Below are 20,307 nucleotides of genomic sequence, written 5' to 3' on the forward strand. Positions count from 1 at the left end.
AGGTTCGATAGGCTGGGTAGGTTGACCCTGAACACATCCTAGGGAGACCCCATGTCGCGACCGGTCGTTGGTATCATTGGCAACTCATATCTGATGAATGATCAGTATCCCACCCACGCGGGCGGGACGATGAATTCGGACGCGGTGGCCAATGTGGCCGGATGTATTCCTTTGCTGATCCCGGCGGACCCGCGGTTTCTATCGGTGGATGAACTGCTGGACACCTGCGATGGCTTTTTGCTGACCGGTGGTCGACCCAACGTACACCCCGAAGAATACGGTGAGCCCGAGACCGAGGCGCATGGGGCTTTTGATCGGGCGCGCGATGCCATCGTGTTGCCGTTGGTGCGGGCTTGTGTCGAACGAGGGCAGCCGTTTCTGGGCATTTGCCGTGGCTTTCAAGAGGTGAACGTTGCCATGGGTGGCACGCTCTATCCCGAAATCCGCGATTTGCCGGGCCGCATGAACCACCGGATGCCCCCCGACGGGACGCTTGAAGAGAAATTTGCCCTGCGCCACACGGTCGAGATGACCGAGAACGGCCCATTCCATCGGCTTTTCGGCGCGCGTGAGGTGATGACCAACACGCTGCACGGGCAGGGGATCAAGCGCCCCGGCGCGCGGATTGTGATTGACGGGTATGCCCCAGATGGAACGCCCGAAGCCATTTACGTCGAAGATGCCCCCGGGTTCACCTTGTCTGTGCAATGGCACCCGGAATGGGATGCCGCCAACGATCCGGTATCCAGGCCCTTGTTTGAAGCTTTTGGAAAGGCGACTCATGTCTGGGCGCGTGATCGCCGTGGTCACTCGCTGCAAAAGTCCGCGTAGACTTTTGTTGAACACGTGAACCTGTGATAGATTTCTACCGGTACGCTCGCATTCACAGCTCTATACTCAATTGTCTTGGCTGCGCGTCATGCAGCCAAGACTCGTGCTTCGTGAGCCCTTAGACATAGGCGCGCGGTTTCGCCAAAAGCTCCGTGATGGCTGCGCAATTCCGGGAACACCGAGAACATCTCGTTTCTGCAGGCTGGCGTCAAAGCACTCAGGGCGGTGTTGCCCGGGAAGAAACTTTCGGTCGGGGCGCCATTAGCATAAATGACCTCGTGGCGATCAAGCATCAAATGGATGTAGGTAACGTCTCCACCCTCGCGAACAACGGCTCCTGGGTTGCCGAGCAAATGCTGTGCGGCCACAAGGACTTCGCTGTCGCCAAACAACATTTGCGCCCGCGGACCAGTCCACAGCATCCGATGTTGTGGTGAGACCAGCAGAGGGGCGTTGGCATCCTGTAGCAAGGATGAGTTCAATTCGATCGGGGCGTTTGCACCAAGGGCCGCAACAGTTCGTCGGCCAATCCACCGCAGCGGCTGCGGGCCGTTGTCACGGGTGAGAATCAAATCACCCAAGCACAGATCTTCGATCCGGCGCGGTCCTTGGACCGTTGCTATCTGTGTGCCGGGGGTAAAGCAGATAATACGTTCGATGTTTGAAAAGGTGACAACAGACCCGTCAGCCATCTCGACCGTGCCAGCCAGATCTCCTGGTGTGGTCGAGGTGAAATTCAACGTTCCATCGACCGCCAGCCCGTTGAAATCAAGCAGGTCACCGTCGGTTTCGCCACCTTCCCCGCCGATGATTTCGATATCGGCACCACCTGCTTCACTCAGATCGGTCAGAACAAAGGTGTCATCGCCTTCTCCGCCTAGAACGGTGTCACCTTGCGCCGTGTTGAACGTATCGTCACCGGTGCCACCATCTGCTGCGTCTGCTCCACGTCCACCACTCAGAACATCATCGCCGTCTTCTCCAAACAGGATGTCGTCACCAGAGCCGCCGAACAATGTGTCATTGCCAGCGATCAGAGGAATCGTCTCGAAATGGATGTCCGTGACCCAGATGGCCTGAGTGCCGTCCAAGCCGTTCTCGTAACCGATTTCGATCTCAGACACGGGGCCAGCGATTTCAACCAGAACCGATCCGGCCTGATCCGCCTGGCTCTCACTGGATTCTCCTGCAGTGACTGTGTTTCCTGATACCGTGTCGGGATTAGCCGCCGTAGTATCGGGTGTGATTATCACCGTGACCGGATTCCCATCAGCATCGATCGCGTTGACAGTTACGATGTCGCGGTGATTGCCCGCGGAGAAGTCGATGTCGTTTATGCGAAAGGAAACGTTTTCGACCTCGTCGCGTACGTCACCACCGGTTGCCGATGAAAACTCGAATGTCGTGATCGACGTAGAGCCGTCGCCGTTGCCAAACAGATAGAGAGAAGATTGTGTATTGAACGGCTCGTCCGTGCCGATGTAGAGGGCGTCCGAGCTTTCGATCGAAAATTGTGGAGCGTTGTCGCCGTCATTGAGAAAGCTGACTTCGATGTCGATGTCACCGGTGTTCTGCGTGAAGCCCGCAGATACATCCGCTTCGTCAGCGTCTTGTGTATCCCAATTCAAGGCCTCGAGCGAACGGTCGCCATAGAGAACGTCGTTACCTTGGTTGCCTCGCAGGATGTCATTGCCAGCACCCCCAAACAGCCAATCATCCCCCGACAGTCCGCGCATCGTATCATCGCCGGAAAAGCCAAGAACAAGATCTTCATTGTCTGCGGAATCATTCAGGCTGCTGCCAAAAACATCCGTATAGGACGCGTCGATGGAATCGTCCCCAACAGATCCAAAGACGACGTTGTCCGGGAGGCTGGAAGACACGTCAAATGGAGACGGCGGAGTATAGAGAGGAGCAGTAACGGTTGATGCGCTGTCCAGTGTATCAACTTCGCCGAAGTCAGGAACGAAGTAGACGTTACCGTCTTCGGCGACGAAGAATTCACCCGGTTCTTGTTCATCGGTATAGAGAGTACCTGCATCTGTGCCGGTAAACACCCATTGCCCGGAACCAAGGGCTGTCTGTGTGACGAACTCTATCCATGCGCCGCTGATGACATCATTGGCGTTGAGCGTGTTGTCCGCTCCCAACGAAACGAGATACCCAAATGGCATGGTTCTGGCCCCTGTCTGGCTTGCAGCCCGATAAGGGGTGCCTGCGCGTATTTCTGCTCTGTGGGCTTCGACTGGTCTCGTTTGCCAGTTCTTTTGCCCCATCTGACGGTCTAGGCGCCGCGCAAGGCAAAAGGACGGAGGTAATCTGACGAAAAGGGGTGATTTTCAGAAGTTTTGCCACAATTGTTTCCAATTCGTGGACGGTGGTGGGTCGACGGCGGGGAACTCCCGCCCGTCGGCCACGTGCCTGGCGGGACATAGCCTCCCGTTGGGCCGGGCCTCGCTTCGCTCGGCGGTTGGTGTCGGGTTACGACTTTTGTGGTTCAAGAATTCACTGGATTCGACGGTGGAGCGAAACAGCCGGCTAACAAGCGGGCCCGCGCCGAGCGAAGCGCGGCGCCACGCCCAAGGCCGCTGGCGGTGCTGGCAAAGCCAGGACTGCTCGGGTGCGGGAGCACCCCGGCCTTTGAACGGCGCTGCAGGTATTGTGCCTTAGATCAACAGATCAAAGGTGTGGCTCAGTGGCAATGAGCGCGCGCGTGTCCCTGTCAGATCAAACAACGCATTGCCGAGCGCGGGCATGGAGGGTGGAGTTCCTGGCTCGCCTGCGCCGCCCATGAAGCGGTTAGTTTCCAGCACCTCGACTTCGACCTTTGGGGCTGTGTGCATCCTCAGGGCATCGTAGTCGGGGAAGTTCCATTGATCCACTTCACCCTCGTCAAAGGTGATTTCACCAAAGCAGGCAGCTGACAGGCCATAGATCATGCCGCTGAACATCTGCGCTTTGACCACGTGTGGATCAAGCGCAAGTCCCATGTCACAGGCGATCCAGGCCTTGTTGATGCGGATGGTGCCGTCCTCATCCACCACCTCGATCACCTGTGCAACTGGTGTTCCGAAGCTGTAGGTCATTGCAACACCACGCCCCACACCCTCTGGCGTCTTCCCTGTCCAGCCCGACATGTCGCGCACTTTCTCCAGGCACCCTGCGGCGACATCCCATTCATCACGGGCATGCTCCAGTCGAAATTCCAGAGGGTCACGGTAAGCCGCATGGGCCAGCTCATCCATGAATGTCTCGTGGAAAAAGCCGTTGTAGCTGTTGCCGACCGAGCGCCAGAAGCCCACCGGAACCTGCACGTCGGACACATATCCGCTCATGCGGTAGTTGGGTACGGCATAAGGCTGGTTGAAAAAGCCTTCGACCAGTACCTTGTCGGGGCCTCCGCCAGCCATTCCGGTGATCCGCTCCATTGCCTGCTGCACGGGTGATTGAGCCGCGACATGACCGTCGATCAGTACCGCTTTGCCGTCTTTCAAAGCTCCGCGTAGACGGGCCATTGCGCCGGGACGGAAATAGTCGTGGCGCATGTCCTCTTCTCGAGACCATGTGGTCAACACCGGGGTGCCGGGGACTGCCATGGCGACCTTGACGGCCACTTCGACGAAATCCAGCTCCAATCGGCGACCAAAGCCGCCACCCAGGTATGTTGTGTTGATTTCGACCTGTTCGCTTTCAAGTCCTGCGACGCTTGCAGCGCGCATTTGCGCAAAAAGCGGCATCTGTGTGCCGGTCCAGACTTGCAACCCGTTGCCGTCCAGCTGAGCCGCAGCTGTCATCGGTTCCATAGTCGAATGCGCCAGGAAGGGGGCGGTGTAGTCCGCCGTGATCTCGGTCGCGCCCTCTACGGCCACGTCCACATCGCCGTCATTGCGCATGGTCGAATTTGGTGATCCGTCAAAAGCCTTTGCGATCTGTTCGAAAATTGCGTCTGTTGTTGGCGGATAAGGGGCATCTTCCCATTCGATCTCGACCGCTTCGGCGGCTTGGATGACCAGCCAGGTGTTGGTGCCGATCACAGCGATGCCGTCGCCGATATCAATGATCTTTTCCACGCCAGGCATGGACTTGGCATCGCGATCGTTAAACGACTTCATCCCGCCGCCCAGCTTGGGGTTGCGTCGCACAGTGGCGAATTTCATTCCCGGTAGGCGCACGTCGATTGCAAACTCGGCGGTGCCGGTGGATTTGCCCACCATATCCAGACGCGGCTGGCTGCGACCAAGGTAACGCCACTCAGTCGGATCGCGCAGCTCGGTCTCGATAGGCTCAAGCCTGGCGGCCGCCTTTGCCAACTCGGTATATGGGATAGCAGTGCCGTCGGGAGCAATCACCTGACCAGCTTCGGTTTTCAGCTGCTCACGATCCACACCCAAACGTTCTGCGGCAGCCTGTTTTATGGTCTCGCGCGCGCTGGCACCAGCCTCTCGCATGCGGGTGAACCCGTCCTTCATCGAGGTCGATCCACCGGTACCGTGCAGCGACAGGGATTTGCCAATGATACCCAGAGCCTCGCCCAGATTGTGCTGGAATTCACTCTTGTCATAGCCTTTGCCGGGCAGACCATCAGACAGGAAGGCCGAATTGTAATATGCCGCCGCTGCGGGTCCGTGAAGCACGTTGACCTGCTCCAGCTCGACGTCCAGCTCCTCGGCGATGAGTGCCGCCCAGGAGGTTTTGACGCCTTGGCCCATTTCGGCGCGCGGCGCAAAGAGCGTCACGCCATTCTGGTCGATTAGAACAAAGGGGTTCAGTGCGGCCTGACCCTCGCCCGGGTCTAGCGGGTTAGGGGCGGCACGCGTGACGCGGTAGGCGCCAAAGGCCACACCGCCGACGATTGCTGCGGAACCGATTAAGAAAGTGCGGCGCAAGATTTTTCCGATACCCATGGATCAGGCCTCCTTCATCTTGACAGCAGCATCATGAATAGCGGCGCGAATGCGAGGGTAAGTACCGCAGCGACATAGATTGCCCTGCATCGCATCGTCGATGTCTTCATCCGTGGGGTTGGGGTTCTCGGCCAGAAGCGAGGCCGCCTGCATAATCTGACCCGACTGGCAGTAGCCACATTGCGCTACCTGGTTTTCGATCCAGGCCTGCTGGATCGCGGCCAGGCTGTCGGGTGTGCCGATGCCTTCGATTGTTGTAACCGGGCCATCAATGTCAGACAGCGGTGTCTGGCAGCTGCGCACCGCCTCGCCATTGATGTGCACTGTGCAGGCGCCACAGGCGGCAACGCCGCAGCCAAATTTGGTTCCCGTCAATCCGACCTCGTCGCGCAGCACCCACAGCAGGGGCACGTCGTCGGGCAGGTCGACCTGATGGGTCTTGCCGTTGATGGTAAGTGTGGTGGCCATGGCGCGTCGGTCTCCGCTTCAGCTTAGGATTCTGACATATTTAATACGAAACGTCAGGGTGTCAATTGACAGTTTGAACAAAAACTGTCAGATCATGAAGTATGAAAGACATCAGTACTGATCCAAAGCAGCAGGCGATCCTTGGGTCGGCGTTTCAGGCCTTTGCGACCTATGGGTTCCGCAAGACGTCGATGGATGACATCGCGCGCGGTGCAGGCATGTCGCGTCCAGCGCTGTATCAGCACTACCGCAACAAGGAAGACATCTGCCGCAGCCTTGTTCAACATCACTATGACAAAGCCACAACGGCCGTGTCAGAGGCTTTGAGTGCAAGTGGGTCTGTAACGGAATTGCTGAGCTCAGCCATGCTCAAGCAGGGCGAGGGCATCGCGGTGTTGTTGGCTTCTCCGCATGGTATGGAACTGCTGGATGCCAGCTCTAGCATGGCCTCTGATCTTGTCGATGCGGGCGAGGGTGCGCTACAGGCGCTTTATGCCGAGTGGATGACCCAAGAGGCCGCCAAGGGCCGGGTGCATCTGCCGGGCGATGCGTCCGAGATCGCGGCAACGCTGACCACGGCGCTCAAGGGCGTGAAAATCCACGCCCCTGATTTTGAAGTCTATACCGCCCGCGTCAGCCTGCTGGCGGCCATCGCAGGGGCAGGGTTGTCCGTCAAGTAACGCGGTTGCGGACTTTGTATTCCGGCCGGTCCCACAGTTTGTTGTTCATCACATCTGAAATGATTGCCACGGCGGCATGCACGTCGCCCTCGTCGATGTAGAGCGGGGTGAAGCCGAACCGCATGATGTCAGGGGCGCGGAAATCGCCAATTACACCGCGCGCGATGATGGCCTGCATTGCGGCATAGCCCTCGTCAAAGCTGAACGACACCTGGCTGCCGCGGATTTCAGCATCGCGCGGGCTGGCCAGCGAGAGCATCGGGCAGGCGGCTTCGATTTCGGCGATGAACAGCTCCGTCAGTTCGATGGATTTTGCACGTACGTCGTGGATGTCGGCCATGTCCCAGACGTCCATCGCTGTTTCCAGCGCAGTCATCTGAATGACCGGCGGGGTGCCGACACGCATCCGTTCAATGCCCGAACCGGGGCGATAGTCCAGATCAAAGGCAAAGGGGGCCTCATGCCCCAGCCAGCCAGACAAGGCCGGGCGGACCTGATCTGCGTGACGAGGGGACACGTAGATGAACGCAGGCGCACCAGGGCCGCCGTTGAGGTATTTATAAGTGCACCCGACAGCGAAATCGGCATTACAGCCCGCCAGATCTACGGGCACCGCACCCGCCGTATGTGCCAGATCCCAAACGGTGATAATGCCGTTGGCATGGGCCTTTTCGGTCAGCACCTTCATGTCGTGCTTGCGCCCGGTCCGATAGTCGACCTCGGTTAGCATCATCACGGCGACATCGTCGGTCAGGTTGTCAGCCACCGCCTCGGGGTCGACCACGCGCAGTTCATAGTCATCGCCGAGTGAGCCCAACAGGCCGTCTGCCATGTAGAGATCAGTGGGGAAATTGCCATTGTCGGACAGGACAACTTTGCGTTTGGGGTTGAGTTCCAGCGCAGAGGCCACTGCCTGATAGACTTTGATCGAAAGGGTGTCGCCCATCACGACGCTGCCTGGTTCTGCCCCAATCAACTTACCAACACGATCGCCCAGATCGGTTGGCTTGGCCATCCAGCCTGCTTTGTTCCAGCCGGTGATCAGCAGCTTGCCCCATTCCTGTGTCAGCATGTTCTGGACGCGCGCGTTGGCCGCCTTGGGCAGCGGGCCCAGAGAGTTTCCGTCCAGATAAATCATGCTCTCGGGCAGCTCGAACATGGCCTTTGTAGCAGCGAAGTCGGTCATGATGGCCTCTCAGGTATTTTAAGCTTGAAGTATTCTGTGCCGTGGCTATCCCAGAACCGACGCACATGTCCAGCTTTTGTGCGTGTGAGCCATCAAAAGGCAAGAGCGCCCGTCGATGGTAGAACGGGGTGAAAATTGGGAAATGCGCTTATTCTCAAAGCCTTGCGAGTTGATATTCAGTTCTCTGAACTGGGTTGCGTATTTTTGAATATCGGCACGGTTGTCGAGGGTTGACCTTAAAGAGGTGGTTTGGTCAGCATCAGCCAGACAATAGCCAGCACCGCTGCAAACGCTGGAAAACCACAGGCGAACCAGATGCTGTAAAGGCGGTGATAGGTTGATGGCAAAACTTGCCCGGTGTCGCGCGCAACGATGGCCAAATCGCGCATTCTGATCTGTATCCACACTACGGGAAGCCAGAAGGCGCCGACAAAAACATAAAGCACAAGTGAGAGCGCTACCCAGCCTTCCAACATTGGCCAACCGATCTCCTTGGCCAAAAAGTAACCGGTAATCGGCTGAAAAATGGCGGCTGTTGCGGTAAAGAGCATGTCCGCCAGCACAACGATGCCCGCCACATGGGCGATCAGCTGCGGATCCTTGCTGCGATTAGACATGACCATGAAAAAGGCGATACCGGCGCCGGTGCCCAAGAGAACCGTGGCGCCGACTACGTGTAGAAAAAGGAGCGCTTCATAGGTCATCTGTCCTCCACCATCAGCCAGACCATCGATGCCAAGGCGATCCCCGGTAATACCTTGATCATCGGTCCAAGAGGATCGGACCAAAGATCAGGAGCAAGGACCAGTCCCCCCAGCAGATAAACAGCTGACAGGGCAATCATGCCCAAGGACGCTTGTTTGGTCCACGGACGATAGAGGATGGCGAAGCCAAGGAAAATGTCGGCGATGGCACCCCCAATGACGCTTGGCGTGACCATCCAACGGGGTGCGTTTCGCTCGGTCAGAACCGCCATGGCCCCCTGTGGATCAAACAGCGTGATAATCCCGGATAGCAGCCAGAACAGCGCCAGAACGCAGATGGCGACGGGCAATGCGAGATATGCCCGCGCATAGAGCCGCTCTTGCCGTGTCGATGGCAGATGCAAAAGCGTGTCCTCCAACGACCGGCAGGGCCGCCCACCTGCGACTTCCCACGCCTGCGGGTCACCGCGCACCCCGTCGGACAGGACCCGCAAGGCGGTTGTTCTGAGCGGCGAGCGCCAGCCGAAGTATCCGAGCATGTCAGCAATCCGCCCAAGGGCTGAGATGCAAAGGCCTGCCACGCGGAGGGATATACGCGGGGCTGGCCACCCCTGCCACCTCCGTATTTCTGCGATCAGTTCGGGGAGGCTGCGCTCTGTGGGTTCGGTCAAGTCGGCGATGGTGCCAGCGGCGACTTCACCTTCGGCAGCGCAAACCACTGCGGCGGCTACGTCGTCGATGTGTACAGTCCGGACTTGCGCGTCAGGCAGGATGACCGGATGGACGAGAGGAATTGCAGCGGCCGCGCGTAACGCGGCCGTACCACCGTAAGCTTGAGGGGCTAACAACAGGGTGGGGCGCAGGATGACCCAGTTCTGCATTGCGCTCATCAGCGTCGCGTCCCCGCGTGCCTTGGTGCGAAAGAAAGCTGTGGAAGCCTGTTCGCTCACGCCTGCCGCTGAGATTTGGATGACCCTGATGGGCAGGTCCGCCGCTGCTTGGGCCAGTTGCGCGATGGCGGTAACGTGGATTGCCTCCAGATCATCCAAGAGGCCGTCTTGAAGGGCCCCGGCTGCGTTAACGACCACATCCACGCCAGCTAGGATCTCGCGCCATTCTACGGGTGAGACCGTCGTAGCGTCCCGGATGATCCATTGGGCCATAGCGTCGGCTGTGTCCGCGGCCTTGCGCGAGCGGCCCAATCCGACGACGTCAAAGCCGGATTGCGCCAACGCACGCATACAAGCCGATCCGATCAGGCCATAACCGCCAAGAACAATAGCCTTGGGCACACCTATTCCCTTCATCATCCCGATGTCTTTTGTGCACCAGTTGAGAGAGTAAGGTGTTGAAATTCAACAGGCCTCTTGTCGCAGCCGCGTCAGATTTTGCCGCCCGATATTTCGATGCACTGGCCATTCATGCTTTCTGATCCGGGGCGAACCAACCACAGCGCGGCGGCGGCGACCTCTTCAGGTGCAATCAGGCGTTTGTGGCGGTTTGAGCTGACCATCATCTTTAGAGCGTCTTCTTTGCTGACCCCGGCACGTTCCGAGATCGACACGGTGTTACGGTCAACGATAGGCGTATCCACGTAGCCGGGGCAAAGCGCGTTGAAAGTATAAGGCGTGCCCATGAACTCTTCTGAATAGGTTCTCGTTAGCCCCACGAGCCCGTGTTTCGATGCCGCATAGGCACCAGCTCCTGGAGCGCCACGCAAACCTGCGATCGAGGCCACGGGGATCACGCGACCCCAGTCGGTCTCCAACATTGAGCGCAGGCTTTCGCGAATGGTCAGGAACGCACCGTCCAGATTGGTTGCCATTATGTTGCGCCAAAATTCCATGTCGGTCTTTTGCAGCATCTTCCCCTCGGCAATTCCGGCATTGGGAACAGAGATCTGGATGGGGCCATTCTTGGCAACAGCAGCGGCAATCTTGGTGGTCACGTCTTCCTCGTCCCGGACATCCATGGCCATGGCTGTCATGTTATCGGTGGCAACCTCTTCCAGCACCTCTTGGCGGCGTCCGGTGATCGTCACATGTGCACCCTCATCAGCAAGGGCGCGTGCAATGGCCAGTCCTATCCCTGTACCGCCGCCTGTGACCAGCGCGTGTTTTCCCTGCAAGCTCATATCCTGTCCTCCCGTTTCCTGATCCAACCCTACCTTTGACGCGCGATGAGGCAAGTCGCGCCGTTCCGTCACAACATGGTATCGGAGCATACCATTGCATGCCGGAAACGACGTTCAAATTGTCGCATTTCACATGTTCATCTGTACAGATCCCCCGTTCGTGCAGTAGGGGACACACAACTTGCCCGAAAGGTGCGTTTCATCCATGGAACAACGCACATGACTTTGCAAAAGATCGACCTGCCGCCGATTTGGCTGTTGGGGTTTGCAGTTTTGGCCTGGCTTCAGGCGCGGTATCTACCCATGGGGTTGTCGTTGGACGGGCCTATCACGGATTTGCTGAGCGGTATTCTGATCGGGGCCGGGCTGTTGCTGATGGTGCTGGCGGTAAGTGAGATGCGCAGGCATCAAACGACGCTCTGGCCACATGAAAACGCCCAATCCCTAGTGCAATCGGGTATATTGAAACGCACGCGTAACCCGATTTATCTGGGCGATGTGCTGATTTTGGCGGGGCTGATTCTGCGGTTCGACGCGGTGTTGGCGCTACCACTGGTTCCGATCTTTGTCTGGCTGCTGGAGCGACGCTTTGTCATCCCAGAAGAAAACCGGCTCAGACGGGCGTTTCGCGCGGATTTTGCTCGTTATCAAGGCAAAACGCGCCGTTGGGTGTAGGAGTTTTGTGACACTGGACCTAACGTTCTTTATGCTGCGCTTGCGAAATAATCTTGCGCAATTTATGGCATGGCTTTGCGAACCGAACCAAACCGCGTCCAGTTTTGGGCGAAAAAGGGGGACCTGACGGGTGAAAATAGGCACACCAAAGGAAATATTTGAGGGGGAAGCGCGAGTCGCGATGACCCCGGCGTCTGCGCTGCAGTTGCAGAAACTTGGCTATGACTGTGCGATAGAAAGCGGGGCAGGTGTTGCTGCTGGCTTTTCGGATGCGACATACGAAGAAGCAGGGGTCGAGGTCATCAAGACCGCGGCGGCCCTGTGGAAAGAGGTCGACATCATCGCCAAGGTGCGCCAGCCCAACGAGACCGAGCTCAAGCGCCTGAACGGCGACAAGACGTTGATCTCGTTCTTCAACCCGGCAGGGAACGAAGAGGGGATGGAGCTGGCCAAGTCCAAGGGTGCAAACGTCATCGCCATGGAAATGGTGCCGCGCATCTCCCGCGCGCAGAAGATGGACGCGTTGTCGTCGATGGCCAACATCGCCGGTTACCGTGCCGTGATCGAGGCGGGCAACAACTTTGGTCGCTTCTTCACTGGTCAGATCACCGCTGCGGGTAAAGTGCCTCCGGCCAAGGTTCTGGTTGTGGGGGCGGGCGTTGCCGGTCTGGCCGCCATCGGGACCTCGACCTCGCTTGGTGCGATCACCTTGGCGTTCGACGTGCGTCCTGAAGTGGCCGAACAGGTCGAATCCATGGGCGCCGAGTTCGTTTACCTCGACTTCGAAGAAGAACAGCAGGACGGTGCTGCGACGGGCGGTTATGCGTCCGTGTCTTCGCCCGAATTCCGGGAAGCACAGCTGGCCAAGTTCCGCGAACTGGCCCCAGAGGTCGACATCGTCATCACCACGGCCCTGATCCCCAACCGCGAAGCGCCGGAGCTGTGGACCGAAGACATGGTCGCCGCGATGAAGCCGGGTTCGGTCATCGTTGACCTTGCGGCTGAAAAGGGCGGCAACTGCAAGCTGACCGTCATGGACGAGAAGATCGTGACCGACAATGGCGTGACCATCATCGGCTACACCGACTTCCCCAGCCGGATGGCGTCGCAGGCATCGACCCTCTATGCGACCAACATCCGTCACATGATGACTGACCTGACCCCTGAAAAAGACGGTCAGATCAATCACAACATGGAAGACGACGTGATCCGCGGTGCAACCGTGACCCACCAGGGTGAGATCACTTTCCCGCCGCCGCCGCCAAAAGTGGCCGCGATTGCCGCGCAGAAAAAACCCGAGGTCAAGGAACTGACCCCGGAAGAGAAACGCGAGCAAGAGGTTGCAGCCTTCAAGGCGCAGACCAAGCAGCAAGTAACACTGTTGGTTGTTGGCGCGGTTCTGCTGCTGGGTGTCGGTTTGGTGGCTCCCGCCAGCTTCATGCAGCACTTCATCGTGTTTGTTCTGGCCGTGTTTGTGGGCTTCCAGGTGATCTGGAACGTCTCGCACTCTTTGCATACGCCGCTGATGGCCGTAACCAACGCCATTTCATCGATCATCATTCTGGGTGCTGTGATGCAGATCGGATCAGGCTCGTTCCTAGTGATCCTGCTCGCTGCGATTTCGGTTTTCTTTGCCGGGATCAACATCTTTGGTGGCTTCCTCGTGACACGGCGCATGCTTGCCATGTTCCAGAAATCCTAAGGAGTAGAGGACAATGGACTTTGGATTTACGACTGCCGCCTATGTTGTCGCGGCTGTTCTCTTCATCCTGTCGCTCGGCGGTCTGTCGGGTCAGGAAAGCGCCAAGCGCGCCGTCTGGTATGGTATCGTCGGTATGGCGATTGCGGTCTTTGCGACCCTGATCGGCCCCGGCGCCGGTCTGTGGTGGCTGTCGATCATCCTGATCGCGCTTGGTGGCATGATCGGGTATCAGCTGGCGTCTAAGGTCGAAATGACCCAGATGCCGGAACTGGTTGCAGGCATGCACGCGCTTGTCGGTTTGGCGGCTGTGTTCGTGGGCTTCAACGCTCATTTCGAACTTGGCAATGTCATGGCCATGGACGAGGCGACCAAGAAAACCCTTGAAGGGTTTGCAGCTCTGCTGGCCAAGAAAGACGGCGTCGAGATCAACATCCTGCGTGTTGAGGCTGCCCTGGGCATCTGGATTGGTGCCGTGACCTTTACCGGGTCGGTCATCGCCTATGGCAAGCTGTCGGGCAAGGTCACCTCGGCGGCGGAAAAACTGCCGGGCGGCCACATGCTGAACGCTGGTGCAGCTGCGCTGTCGCTGATCTGCCTGATCTGGTACCTGAACTCGGGCGGCTTCTTCCCGCTGCTGATCCTGACCATCGCGGCGCTGTTCATCGGCTATCACCTGATCATGGGCATCGGTGGTGCGGACATGCCGGTGGTTGTGTCCATGCTGAACTCCTACTCGGGGTGGGCTGCGGCTGCTATCGGCTTCTCGCTTGGCAACGACCTGTTGATCGTTGTGGGTGCTCTGGTGGGCTCCTCGGGTGCGATCCTGTCCTACATCATGTGTAAGGCGATGAACCGTTCGTTCGTCAGCGTGATCCTGGGCGGCTTTGGCGGCACAACTGGTCCCGCGATGGAAGTCGAAGGCGAGCAGATCGCAATCGACGCCGAAGGTGTGGCAACTGCACTGGACGAGGCCGACAGCGTCATCATCATCCCGGGCTACGGCATGGCCGTTGCTCAGGCACAGCAGAACGTGGCGGAACTGACCCGTCGTCTGCGCGCCAAGGGCAAAGAGGTACGCTTTGCGATCCACCCCGTTGCGGGGCGTCTGCCGGGGCACATGAACGTGCTCTTGGCCGAAGCCAAAGTGCCGTATGACATCGTGATGGAGATGGACGAGATCAACGATGACTTCCCGGACACAGATGTGGCCATCGTCATCGGCTCGAACGACATCGTGAACCCGGCGGCGCAAGAAGATCCGAACTCCCCCATTGCGGGCATGCCGGTTCTGGAGTGTTGGAAGGCCAAGCAGGTTTTCGTGTCCAAACGTGGTCAGGGTACTGGCTATTCAGGCATCGAAAACCCGCTGTTCTACAAAGAGAACACCCGCATGTTCTATGGCGACGCCAAGGCCTCGCTGGACACGCTGCTGACCATGATCAACTGATCTTAGGTCTGCACGAAATCAGGAAGGGCGCTCTTTGGAGCGCCCTTTTTTCATGCGAGGCTCTGCTGCGCGTTCCGGGATATTCTTGGTAAGAGGAACGGGCAAGGTTGAAAAATCGCCAGCTTTCAAGGTGTTGTCAGGTTTGTATGCATTGGTATTCAGGTAAGTTGTTGATTTAAAAAGATAATTGATGTTGCGTCGGGCGACGCTATAGTAGCGCAAAGCCCGGAGACACCCCATGCCGCCTATTCATGACCACCCACTGCGATATGCGCTGGCCAACGAGTTGCACGCGCGGCCGTTTCCTGTGTCACAAGCGCCGTGCACGGTGGTGTTTCTGGCGATAAAGAAGCCGGACCAGGCGGCAGGGCGTGATCGGGGATTGGACCGGGCGCATCTGTTGGACTTGCTGGACCGTCACGGCGCGCCTCACCCGCAACCGGATGCCACGCATTACGCCGGGCAGATCGGGCGGCATTGGTTAAAGTGGGAACAGCACACAGAGTTTGTGACCTATACCGCGTTTTCGGATGGCGTGAGTGAGCGAGAGTTCAACCCGACCGATTTTGAGGTGTTCCCTTCAGACTGGTTGGAGCAAGCTCCGGGGCAACGAGTGACATCGGCGATGGTGCGTGTTTTGGATCGTCCTGACCAAGCGCAGGTCAAGCGATATTTGGCGGACTGGTTTGTGCCCGAAAGCCTTGCTGTGTCGCACATGCTGGATGATGCTGCCATTGCGGCGGGGGACTTTCGGATCGACCCGGCCGGGCACATGCGCTTTGCCGCCTTCGTCTCCAAAACCACCGGCAAGCGCCGGGTGGGGCGGATTGTGCAGCGACTGTGCGAGATCGAAACCTATAAGGCGATGTCGATGCTGGGTTTCGCGCGGGTCAAATCCCTGAACGAGCGGCTTGGCGAGATGGACATGCGGCTGACGAAACTGATGGTCGAAATGACGGAGGGTGATGCTCCTGCCGAGGAGATGCTGCCACAGCTGATTTCGACCTCGACAGAGTTGGAAACTATGGCCGCGCGTTCGTCGTTTCGTTTCGGCGCGACGGGGGCTTATGAGGCCATCGTCAACCAGCGGATCCAATCCCTGCGCGAAGAGCGGTTCGAAGGGCGGCAAAGCTTTGCTGATTTCATGATGCGCCGGTACGAACCTGCCATGCGGACGGTTAAGTCTACGGAAACCCGGCTGCAGATGCTGTCGGATCGGGCGATCAGGGCAGGGGAGTTGCTGAGAACGCGGGTAGATGTGGAACGCAGTGCTCAGAATCAGGCCTTGCTGGAAAGCATGGACCGCCGTGCCGATCTGGCCTTGCGCTTACAACATACCGTCGAAGGATTGTCCGTGGTTGCGATCAGTTATTATGCCGTGTCCCTTGCGGGCTATCTGCTCTACCCGCTGACCTCGACTGGGTTGAGCAAAGGGATGATCACGGCGTTGGTGACGCTGCCCGTGGTGGCAGGGGTTTGGATGTCGGTGCGCAGGATCAAGAAGAAACTGCATTGAAAAAAGGCCGCCCGGTTGGGGCGGCCTTTTGACGATGTGGTTGCCAATCAACGGCCCCGGATGCGCGGGTCAAGCGCGTCGCGCAGGCCATCACCCAGGTAGTTGACGCTGAGCACGGTAAGCGAGATTGCCAGGCCCGGCCAGATCACACGCTCGGGGTATTGCTGCAAGTAGTCGACACCATCAAACAACAGGCGCCCCCAAGTTGGGAAGTCGGGTGGGAAGCCCAGGCCAAGGAAGCTGAGTGCGCTTTCGGTGATGATCGCCGTTGCGATGCCCAGTGTGGCCGACACCATGATCGGCGACAGCACGTTGGGCAGAATGTGACGGGTGATCAGCTTGGAGTTAGTTGTGCCGATGGAGCGCGCGGCCAAAACAAATTCACGCTCTTTCAGGGCCAACACATCGCCGCGCACAATGCGGGCGGTTGGCATCCACGAGGTGATGCCAATGGCCGACACGATCAGGATGAAAATGCCTTGCTCCAGGCCGAAGGCAGCGTTCAGCGGTTCGCGGAACAGCAGCATCATGACCAGCAAGAGCGGTAGCAGGGGCAGGGCCAGGAACAGATCGGTCAGGCGCATCAGGGGGCCGTCCAACCGCTTGAAGAACCCGGCGAGGACGCCAATGAACGAACCGAGGAAAAGCGCCAGCAGCATCGCGGTGATGCCAACGGACACGGACGTCGCGCCCCCGGCCATCATGCGAGCCAGCAGGTCACGGCCCAATTGGTCAGTGCCAAAGGGATGAGCCCAGCTGGGCCCCTGGTTGCGGGACCGGATGTCGATCTGCGTTGCGTCGATGTCCCAGAAGAAAGGCCCAAGATAAACCCCGGCCAAGATAAAGACGAACAGAACGCCGCCCATCATCGCGCCCTTGTGGGTCTTGAACTGGTCCCACACGTCCAGCCATTGGCTACGCGGCGGCTTCGTCGGTTCCGGTTGGTTCAGCTCCGTCTGAGTTTTGCTTAGTTCAGTCATAGCGGATCCGTGGGTCAAGGATGCCATACAGGACATCGGCGATCAGGTTGAACAGCACGATGAGCACGGCGAAAATGAATGTGAGGGTCTGCACCATCGGCAGGTCGTTGGCCTGAATGGCGCCGATCAGCAATTGGCCGATGCCGTTCACCTTGAACACCTGTTCAGTGATGATGGCGCCGCCGAAGATGGCCGGGATACCCAGGGCGATCACAGTGACAACCGGGATCATCGAGTTGCGCAGGACGTGAACCATGACCACGACATATTCGCTCAGGCCCTTGGCGCGTGCGGTACGGACGTAATCCTGGTTGAGGTTGTCCAGCATCGAAGCTCGCATGAAACGGCTGAGCTGTGCGGTGATCTGCAACGCCAGAACCATGACCGGCATGATCATCTGCTGGAGCTGTTTGACGAAACTGTCCCAACTGTTGACGACTAGCGTGGTGTCATAAATCGACGGGAACCATCCCAGTTGGACCGAGAAGATCACGATTACCAGAACGCCAGAGAAGAAGGGCGGAACCGAGAAGCCAACCATCGATACAAATGTTCCCAACTGGTCGAACCAGCTGTACTGGCGATAGGCCGAATAGATGCCGATGGGCAGGGCGATGATGATCGCGACCACATAGGCGGTGCCAACAACCCACAGGGTCTGGGGGATGCGCTGAACCACGATGTCCATGACGGGCGAGCGGGTCTGCCAGCTGATCACGCGCAGCTTACCTTCGGAGAATGTCGTGCCCAGGTAATGATCGATCAGCACCTGCGGTTCGATCCAAAAGAACTGAACGATCCATTTCCAGAACCGGATGGGCATCGGCTCACCCAGGCCAAGGGCCTCGCGCATCTTTTCTTTGACTTCGGGGGGAACTGTCAGTGGAACCTGGGCCATCGGGTCACCGGGGGCCATTTCTAGCAACAGAAAGATTACAAGACTGATGAACAAAAGCGTCGGTACAGCCAGAACCAAACGTCGGATAGTGAAGGTCAGCATTCGTGTGCGCCTTTGTTTATGAGTCTTTTTCTTGGGTGCGACCTGAGGGTCGAGGTGCCAGAGGCCGCGCCCCGATAATCATCGGAGCGCGGCTTTGCAAGGGCTAACGCTTAGGAACCGGTCTTACGATACCAGTCTGCTGCGTTCCACAGTTCGCTGTCCCAAACGTTCAGGACAACGCCGCCAAGGGTGTTGGCGTGGGCCGACAGACGACCACGGTGAACCAGCGGGATCATGCCGCCGTTTTCAACCATGATGTCGTTCAGGCGCCGTGCGATTTCGGCACGTTTGTCTGCATCAGCTGTCTGGGTCAGTTCACCGTGCAGCTTGTCGAACTCTTCGTTGCAGAAGCGGCTGATGTTCTCACCCTGCCACTGGCTTTCCGGCTTGGGTGCTTTGTCGCACAGGCCGTTGCCCAGATAGGACTGCGGGTCGGTACCATTGAAGGTGTTCGCATACATTTCAACGTCTGCATAGAACTTCTGGAAGGTGTCAGGCGAACCCGGATCACCACCGAAGAAGACCGATGCGTTGAGGTTACGCAGCTCGGTTTCGATACCAATCTGGCTCCACCACTCTTTGATCAGAGCCTGGAAGTCCTGACGAACGGCGTTTGTCGAAGTCTGATAGACAACTTTGAGCGGCACACCGTCTTTTTCACGTACGCCATCACCGTTGGTGTCAACGATACCTGCATCATCCAGCAGCTTGTTGGCGCCAGCGATGTCTTGGGTGTCGCACGAGAAAGTCGATGAGTTGACAGCGGCAGGAGCCGGAACCCAGTTACAGGTGACCTGACCTGCTTTGCCATAGCCGATTTCCACCAGCAGCGGGCGGTCAATTGCCATGGACATGGCTTTGTAGACGGCAGGATCCTGCAGGAATGGGTGCGGATGCTTGGCAGTCGAACGCTCGCCTTCAGGCAGGTCGGGCGACGCGTTGGTTTGGTTCAGCATGATACGCTCGACCAGCGGGCCGAAACCTGCAACAGGCGTACCTTTGCCTCCAGCTTCCATCTGCGCGATCACTTCGGGTGCCAGCTGCAGGTTCCAAGCGTAGTCAAACTCGCCCGTTTCCATAACCGCACGACCCGCCGCAGTTGCATCGCCGCCACCTTTGAAGGTCAAAGTGGCAAATGCGGGCTTGGCCGGATCACGATAGTTCTCGTTCGCCGCCATGGTGATCACGTCGTTCGGTTTGAACTCGGTTACAACAAACGGGCCAGTTCCGATCGGGCCAAAGTTTTCCGTCGTGCATTCCGGCGCTTTTGCACCCATGCAGTTTTCAAACTGAGCTTTTTGGATGATGGGGCTTTCACCGCCAACAAAGGGGCCATACGGGAAAGGGGTCGGTTTGTCGAAAGTGACGACAACGGTCATGTCATCAGGCGTTTCGACTGACGTAACACCATCGAATTTGGTTAGCTGGGCGCAGCCGCCTTCGGGGTGCATGCAGTAGTCTGCTGTGAATTTGACGTCTGCCGACGTAAAGGGCGTTCCGTCCGACCAAGTGATGCCGGGGGCGATCTTCCATGTGATCTGGGTCAGGTCTTCGCTGACACCGCCGTTGCTGACTGTCGGAATATCGGACGCCAGAAATGGCACCATAACGCCATCCTGATTGTAGCGTGCCAGAGGTTCAATAACCAGCGAGGCCGATTCTACGTCCTTGGTACCGCCGGAAAGGAACGGATTCAGGATGGAAGGCGCCTGCCAGTAAATGATGCTGACGTTGCCGTCCGAACCACGCTCGGCCATGGCCATCGGGGCCATTGCCGTGCTTGCGATCGCACCAAGTAAAAGGGCTCTAACTTTCATTATACACTCCATGTTGGACACATTCGTGTCTCGATTATCTCCGCGATGCCCGCGGACTTAGCGTGTGCCGACCAGTGGGTAAGAATTTGGAATCGAACGATAAACGCTGTTACGCGGCGTAAGCTTCACTCTCCCCAGGGAACGGTTACGAGGCGTATCGAAACAGAGTTTCAAAAAATTGCAAGCCTATGTGACCGGAAAATCTATGCGTTTGACTTTCCCCCTTGAGGGGTCTTAGCGTTTGGAACTCAATGAAATGGGGC

The 20,307-nt window shown here is 58.0% G+C and carries 17 protein-coding genes; 6 read left to right on the forward strand and 11 right to left on the reverse strand.

Annotated elements, in window-relative coordinates:
• Window positions 1-51: 51 nt before the first annotated feature.
• Window positions 52-831 carry a gamma-glutamyl-gamma-aminobutyrate hydrolase family protein gene (locus tag ACZ1HE_RS08420; RefSeq protein WP_472620361.1) on the forward strand — a complete coding sequence of 260 codons (780 nt, stop codon included), beginning with the start codon at window positions 52-54 and terminating at the stop codon, window positions 829-831.
• Window positions 832-917: 86 nt separating this feature from the next.
• Here the strand turns inward: ACZ1HE_RS08420 and ACZ1HE_RS08425 are convergent, their stop codons facing one another.
• The 3 genes from ACZ1HE_RS08425 to ACZ1HE_RS08435 all read right to left on the reverse strand — a co-directional run bounded on the left by ACZ1HE_RS08425 (window position 918) and on the right by ACZ1HE_RS08435 (window position 6,203).
• On the reverse strand, window positions 918-3,005 hold the full coding sequence (locus tag ACZ1HE_RS08425; protein ID WP_472620362.1) for a Hint domain-containing protein: 2,088 nt from the start codon (window positions 3,003-3,005) through the stop codon (window positions 918-920).
• 492 nt (window positions 3,006-3,497) lie between these two features.
• The gene (locus ACZ1HE_RS08430) at window positions 3,498-5,735 is read right to left on the reverse strand and encodes a xanthine dehydrogenase family protein molybdopterin-binding subunit (protein ID WP_472620363.1); all 2,238 of its coding nucleotides are present in this window, start codon (window positions 5,733-5,735) and stop codon (window positions 3,498-3,500) included.
• A gap of 3 nt (window positions 5,736-5,738) precedes the next feature.
• The gene (locus ACZ1HE_RS08435) at window positions 5,739-6,203 is read right to left on the reverse strand and encodes a (2Fe-2S)-binding protein (protein ID WP_472620364.1); all 465 of its coding nucleotides are present in this window, start codon (window positions 6,201-6,203) and stop codon (window positions 5,739-5,741) included.
• A 101-nt stretch (window positions 6,204-6,304) separates the two neighbouring features.
• On the opposite strand from ACZ1HE_RS08435, the gene ACZ1HE_RS08440 reads away from it, so the two are divergent.
• The gene (locus tag ACZ1HE_RS08440) at window positions 6,305-6,883 is read left to right on the forward strand and encodes a TetR/AcrR family transcriptional regulator (RefSeq protein ID WP_472620365.1); all 579 of its coding nucleotides are present in this window, start codon (window positions 6,305-6,307) and stop codon (window positions 6,881-6,883) included.
• Here ACZ1HE_RS08440 and kynU read toward each other — a convergent pair.
• From kynU to ACZ1HE_RS08460, 4 genes are all read right to left on the reverse strand, one after another.
• Complete coding sequence (gene kynU, locus ACZ1HE_RS08445; RefSeq protein WP_472620366.1) at window positions 6,876-8,069, reverse strand: kynureninase; 1,194 nt, start codon at window positions 8,067-8,069, stop codon at window positions 6,876-6,878. The two genes, ACZ1HE_RS08440 and kynU, sit on opposite strands and share 8 nt — an antisense overlap.
• Before the next feature lie 236 nt (window positions 8,070-8,305).
• Window positions 8,306-8,773, reverse strand: a complete 468-nt coding sequence (locus ACZ1HE_RS08450) for a DUF2269 family protein (protein ID WP_472620367.1) — start codon at window positions 8,771-8,773, stop codon at window positions 8,306-8,308.
• Complete coding sequence (locus ACZ1HE_RS08455; protein WP_472620368.1) at window positions 8,770-10,083, reverse strand: SDR family oxidoreductase; 1,314 nt, start codon at window positions 10,081-10,083, stop codon at window positions 8,770-8,772. The genes ACZ1HE_RS08450 and ACZ1HE_RS08455 overlap by 4 nt, the downstream gene beginning before the upstream one ends.
• A 71-nt stretch (window positions 10,084-10,154) precedes the next feature.
• Window positions 10,155-10,907: an SDR family NAD(P)-dependent oxidoreductase gene (locus tag ACZ1HE_RS08460; RefSeq protein ID WP_472620369.1), complete on the reverse strand. Its 753-nt coding sequence runs from the start codon at window positions 10,905-10,907 to the stop codon at window positions 10,155-10,157.
• A 225-nt stretch (window positions 10,908-11,132) separates the two neighbouring features.
• Here ACZ1HE_RS08460 and ACZ1HE_RS08465 point away from each other — a divergent pair, with 225 nt between their 5' ends.
• From ACZ1HE_RS08465 to ACZ1HE_RS08475, 3 genes are all read left to right on the forward strand, one after another.
• A complete protein-coding gene (locus ACZ1HE_RS08465) occupies window positions 11,133-11,582 on the forward strand; it encodes a methyltransferase family protein (RefSeq protein WP_472624413.1) in 450 nt (149 codons plus the stop codon).
• 130 nt (window positions 11,583-11,712) lie between these two features.
• On the forward strand, window positions 11,713-13,284 hold the full coding sequence (locus ACZ1HE_RS08470; RefSeq protein ID WP_472620370.1) for a Re/Si-specific NAD(P)(+) transhydrogenase subunit alpha: 1,572 nt from the start codon (window positions 11,713-11,715) through the stop codon (window positions 13,282-13,284).
• Window positions 13,285-13,297: 13 nt separating this feature from the next.
• The gene (locus ACZ1HE_RS08475) at window positions 13,298-14,731 is read left to right on the forward strand and encodes an NAD(P)(+) transhydrogenase (Re/Si-specific) subunit beta (RefSeq protein ID WP_472620371.1); all 1,434 of its coding nucleotides are present in this window, start codon (window positions 13,298-13,300) and stop codon (window positions 14,729-14,731) included.
• A gap of 18 nt (window positions 14,732-14,749) precedes the next feature.
• On the opposite strand, the gene ACZ1HE_RS08480 is transcribed toward ACZ1HE_RS08475, so the two are convergent.
• Window positions 14,750-14,953, reverse strand: coding sequence for a hypothetical protein (locus tag ACZ1HE_RS08480; protein WP_472620372.1), 204 nt, complete (start codon window positions 14,951-14,953; stop codon window positions 14,750-14,752).
• A gap of 16 nt (window positions 14,954-14,969) precedes the next feature.
• On the opposite strand from ACZ1HE_RS08480, the gene ACZ1HE_RS08485 reads away from it, so the two are divergent.
• On the forward strand, window positions 14,970-16,247 hold the full coding sequence (locus tag ACZ1HE_RS08485; RefSeq protein ID WP_472620373.1) for a DUF3422 family protein: 1,278 nt from the start codon (window positions 14,970-14,972) through the stop codon (window positions 16,245-16,247).
• Window positions 16,248-16,294: 47 nt separating this feature from the next.
• On the opposite strand, the gene ACZ1HE_RS08490 is transcribed toward ACZ1HE_RS08485, so the two are convergent.
• The 3 genes from ACZ1HE_RS08490 to ACZ1HE_RS08500 form a co-directional block, all read right to left on the reverse strand.
• Window positions 16,295-17,227, reverse strand: coding sequence for an ABC transporter permease (locus ACZ1HE_RS08490; protein ID WP_472620374.1), 933 nt, complete (start codon window positions 17,225-17,227; stop codon window positions 16,295-16,297).
• Window positions 17,220-18,227: an ABC transporter permease gene (locus tag ACZ1HE_RS08495; RefSeq protein ID WP_472620375.1), complete on the reverse strand. Its 1,008-nt coding sequence runs from the start codon at window positions 18,225-18,227 to the stop codon at window positions 17,220-17,222. The genes ACZ1HE_RS08490 and ACZ1HE_RS08495 overlap by 8 nt, the downstream gene beginning before the upstream one ends.
• 110 nt (window positions 18,228-18,337) lie before the next feature.
• The gene (locus tag ACZ1HE_RS08500; protein ID WP_472620376.1) at window positions 18,338-20,044 is read right to left on the reverse strand and encodes a peptide ABC transporter substrate-binding protein; all 1,707 of its coding nucleotides are present in this window, start codon (window positions 20,042-20,044) and stop codon (window positions 18,338-18,340) included.
• Between the last annotated feature and the right edge of the window lie 263 nt (window positions 20,045-20,307).

The organism is Falsiruegeria sp. JB4-1, assembly GCF_055693495.1.

Coding starts and splice junctions, on each gene's coding strand:
- ACZ1HE_RS08440 (WP_472620365.1), top strand. CDS start 6,305: ATGAAAGACATCAGTACTGATCCAAAGCAGCAGGCGATCCTTGGGTCG.
- ACZ1HE_RS08490 (WP_472620374.1), bottom strand. CDS start 17,227: ATGACTGAACTAAGCAAAACTCAGACGGAGCTGAACCAACCGGAACCG.
- ACZ1HE_RS08425 (WP_472620362.1), bottom strand. CDS start 3,005: ATGCCATTTGGGTATCTCGTTTCGTTGGGAGCGGACAACACGCTCAAC.
- kynU (WP_472620366.1), bottom strand. CDS start 8,069: ATGACCGACTTCGCTGCTACAAAGGCCATGTTCGAGCTGCCCGAGAGC.
- ACZ1HE_RS08455 (WP_472620368.1), bottom strand. CDS start 10,083: ATGATGAAGGGAATAGGTGTGCCCAAGGCTATTGTTCTTGGCGGTTAT.
- ACZ1HE_RS08435 (WP_472620364.1), bottom strand. CDS start 6,203: ATGGCCACCACACTTACCATCAACGGCAAGACCCATCAGGTCGACCTG.
- ACZ1HE_RS08485 (WP_472620373.1), top strand. CDS start 14,970: ATGCCGCCTATTCATGACCACCCACTGCGATATGCGCTGGCCAACGAG.
- ACZ1HE_RS08430 (WP_472620363.1), bottom strand. CDS start 5,735: ATGGGTATCGGAAAAATCTTGCGCCGCACTTTCTTAATCGGTTCCGCA.
- ACZ1HE_RS08420 (WP_472620361.1), top strand. CDS start 52: ATGTCGCGACCGGTCGTTGGTATCATTGGCAACTCATATCTGATGAAT.
- ACZ1HE_RS08450 (WP_472620367.1), bottom strand. CDS start 8,773: ATGACCTATGAAGCGCTCCTTTTTCTACACGTAGTCGGCGCCACGGTT.
- ACZ1HE_RS08475 (WP_472620371.1), top strand. CDS start 13,298: ATGGACTTTGGATTTACGACTGCCGCCTATGTTGTCGCGGCTGTTCTC.
- ACZ1HE_RS08460 (WP_472620369.1), bottom strand. CDS start 10,907: ATGAGCTTGCAGGGAAAACACGCGCTGGTCACAGGCGGCGGTACAGGG.
- ACZ1HE_RS08495 (WP_472620375.1), bottom strand. CDS start 18,227: ATGCTGACCTTCACTATCCGACGTTTGGTTCTGGCTGTACCGACGCTT.
- ACZ1HE_RS08500 (WP_472620376.1), bottom strand. CDS start 20,044: ATGAAAGTTAGAGCCCTTTTACTTGGTGCGATCGCAAGCACGGCAATG.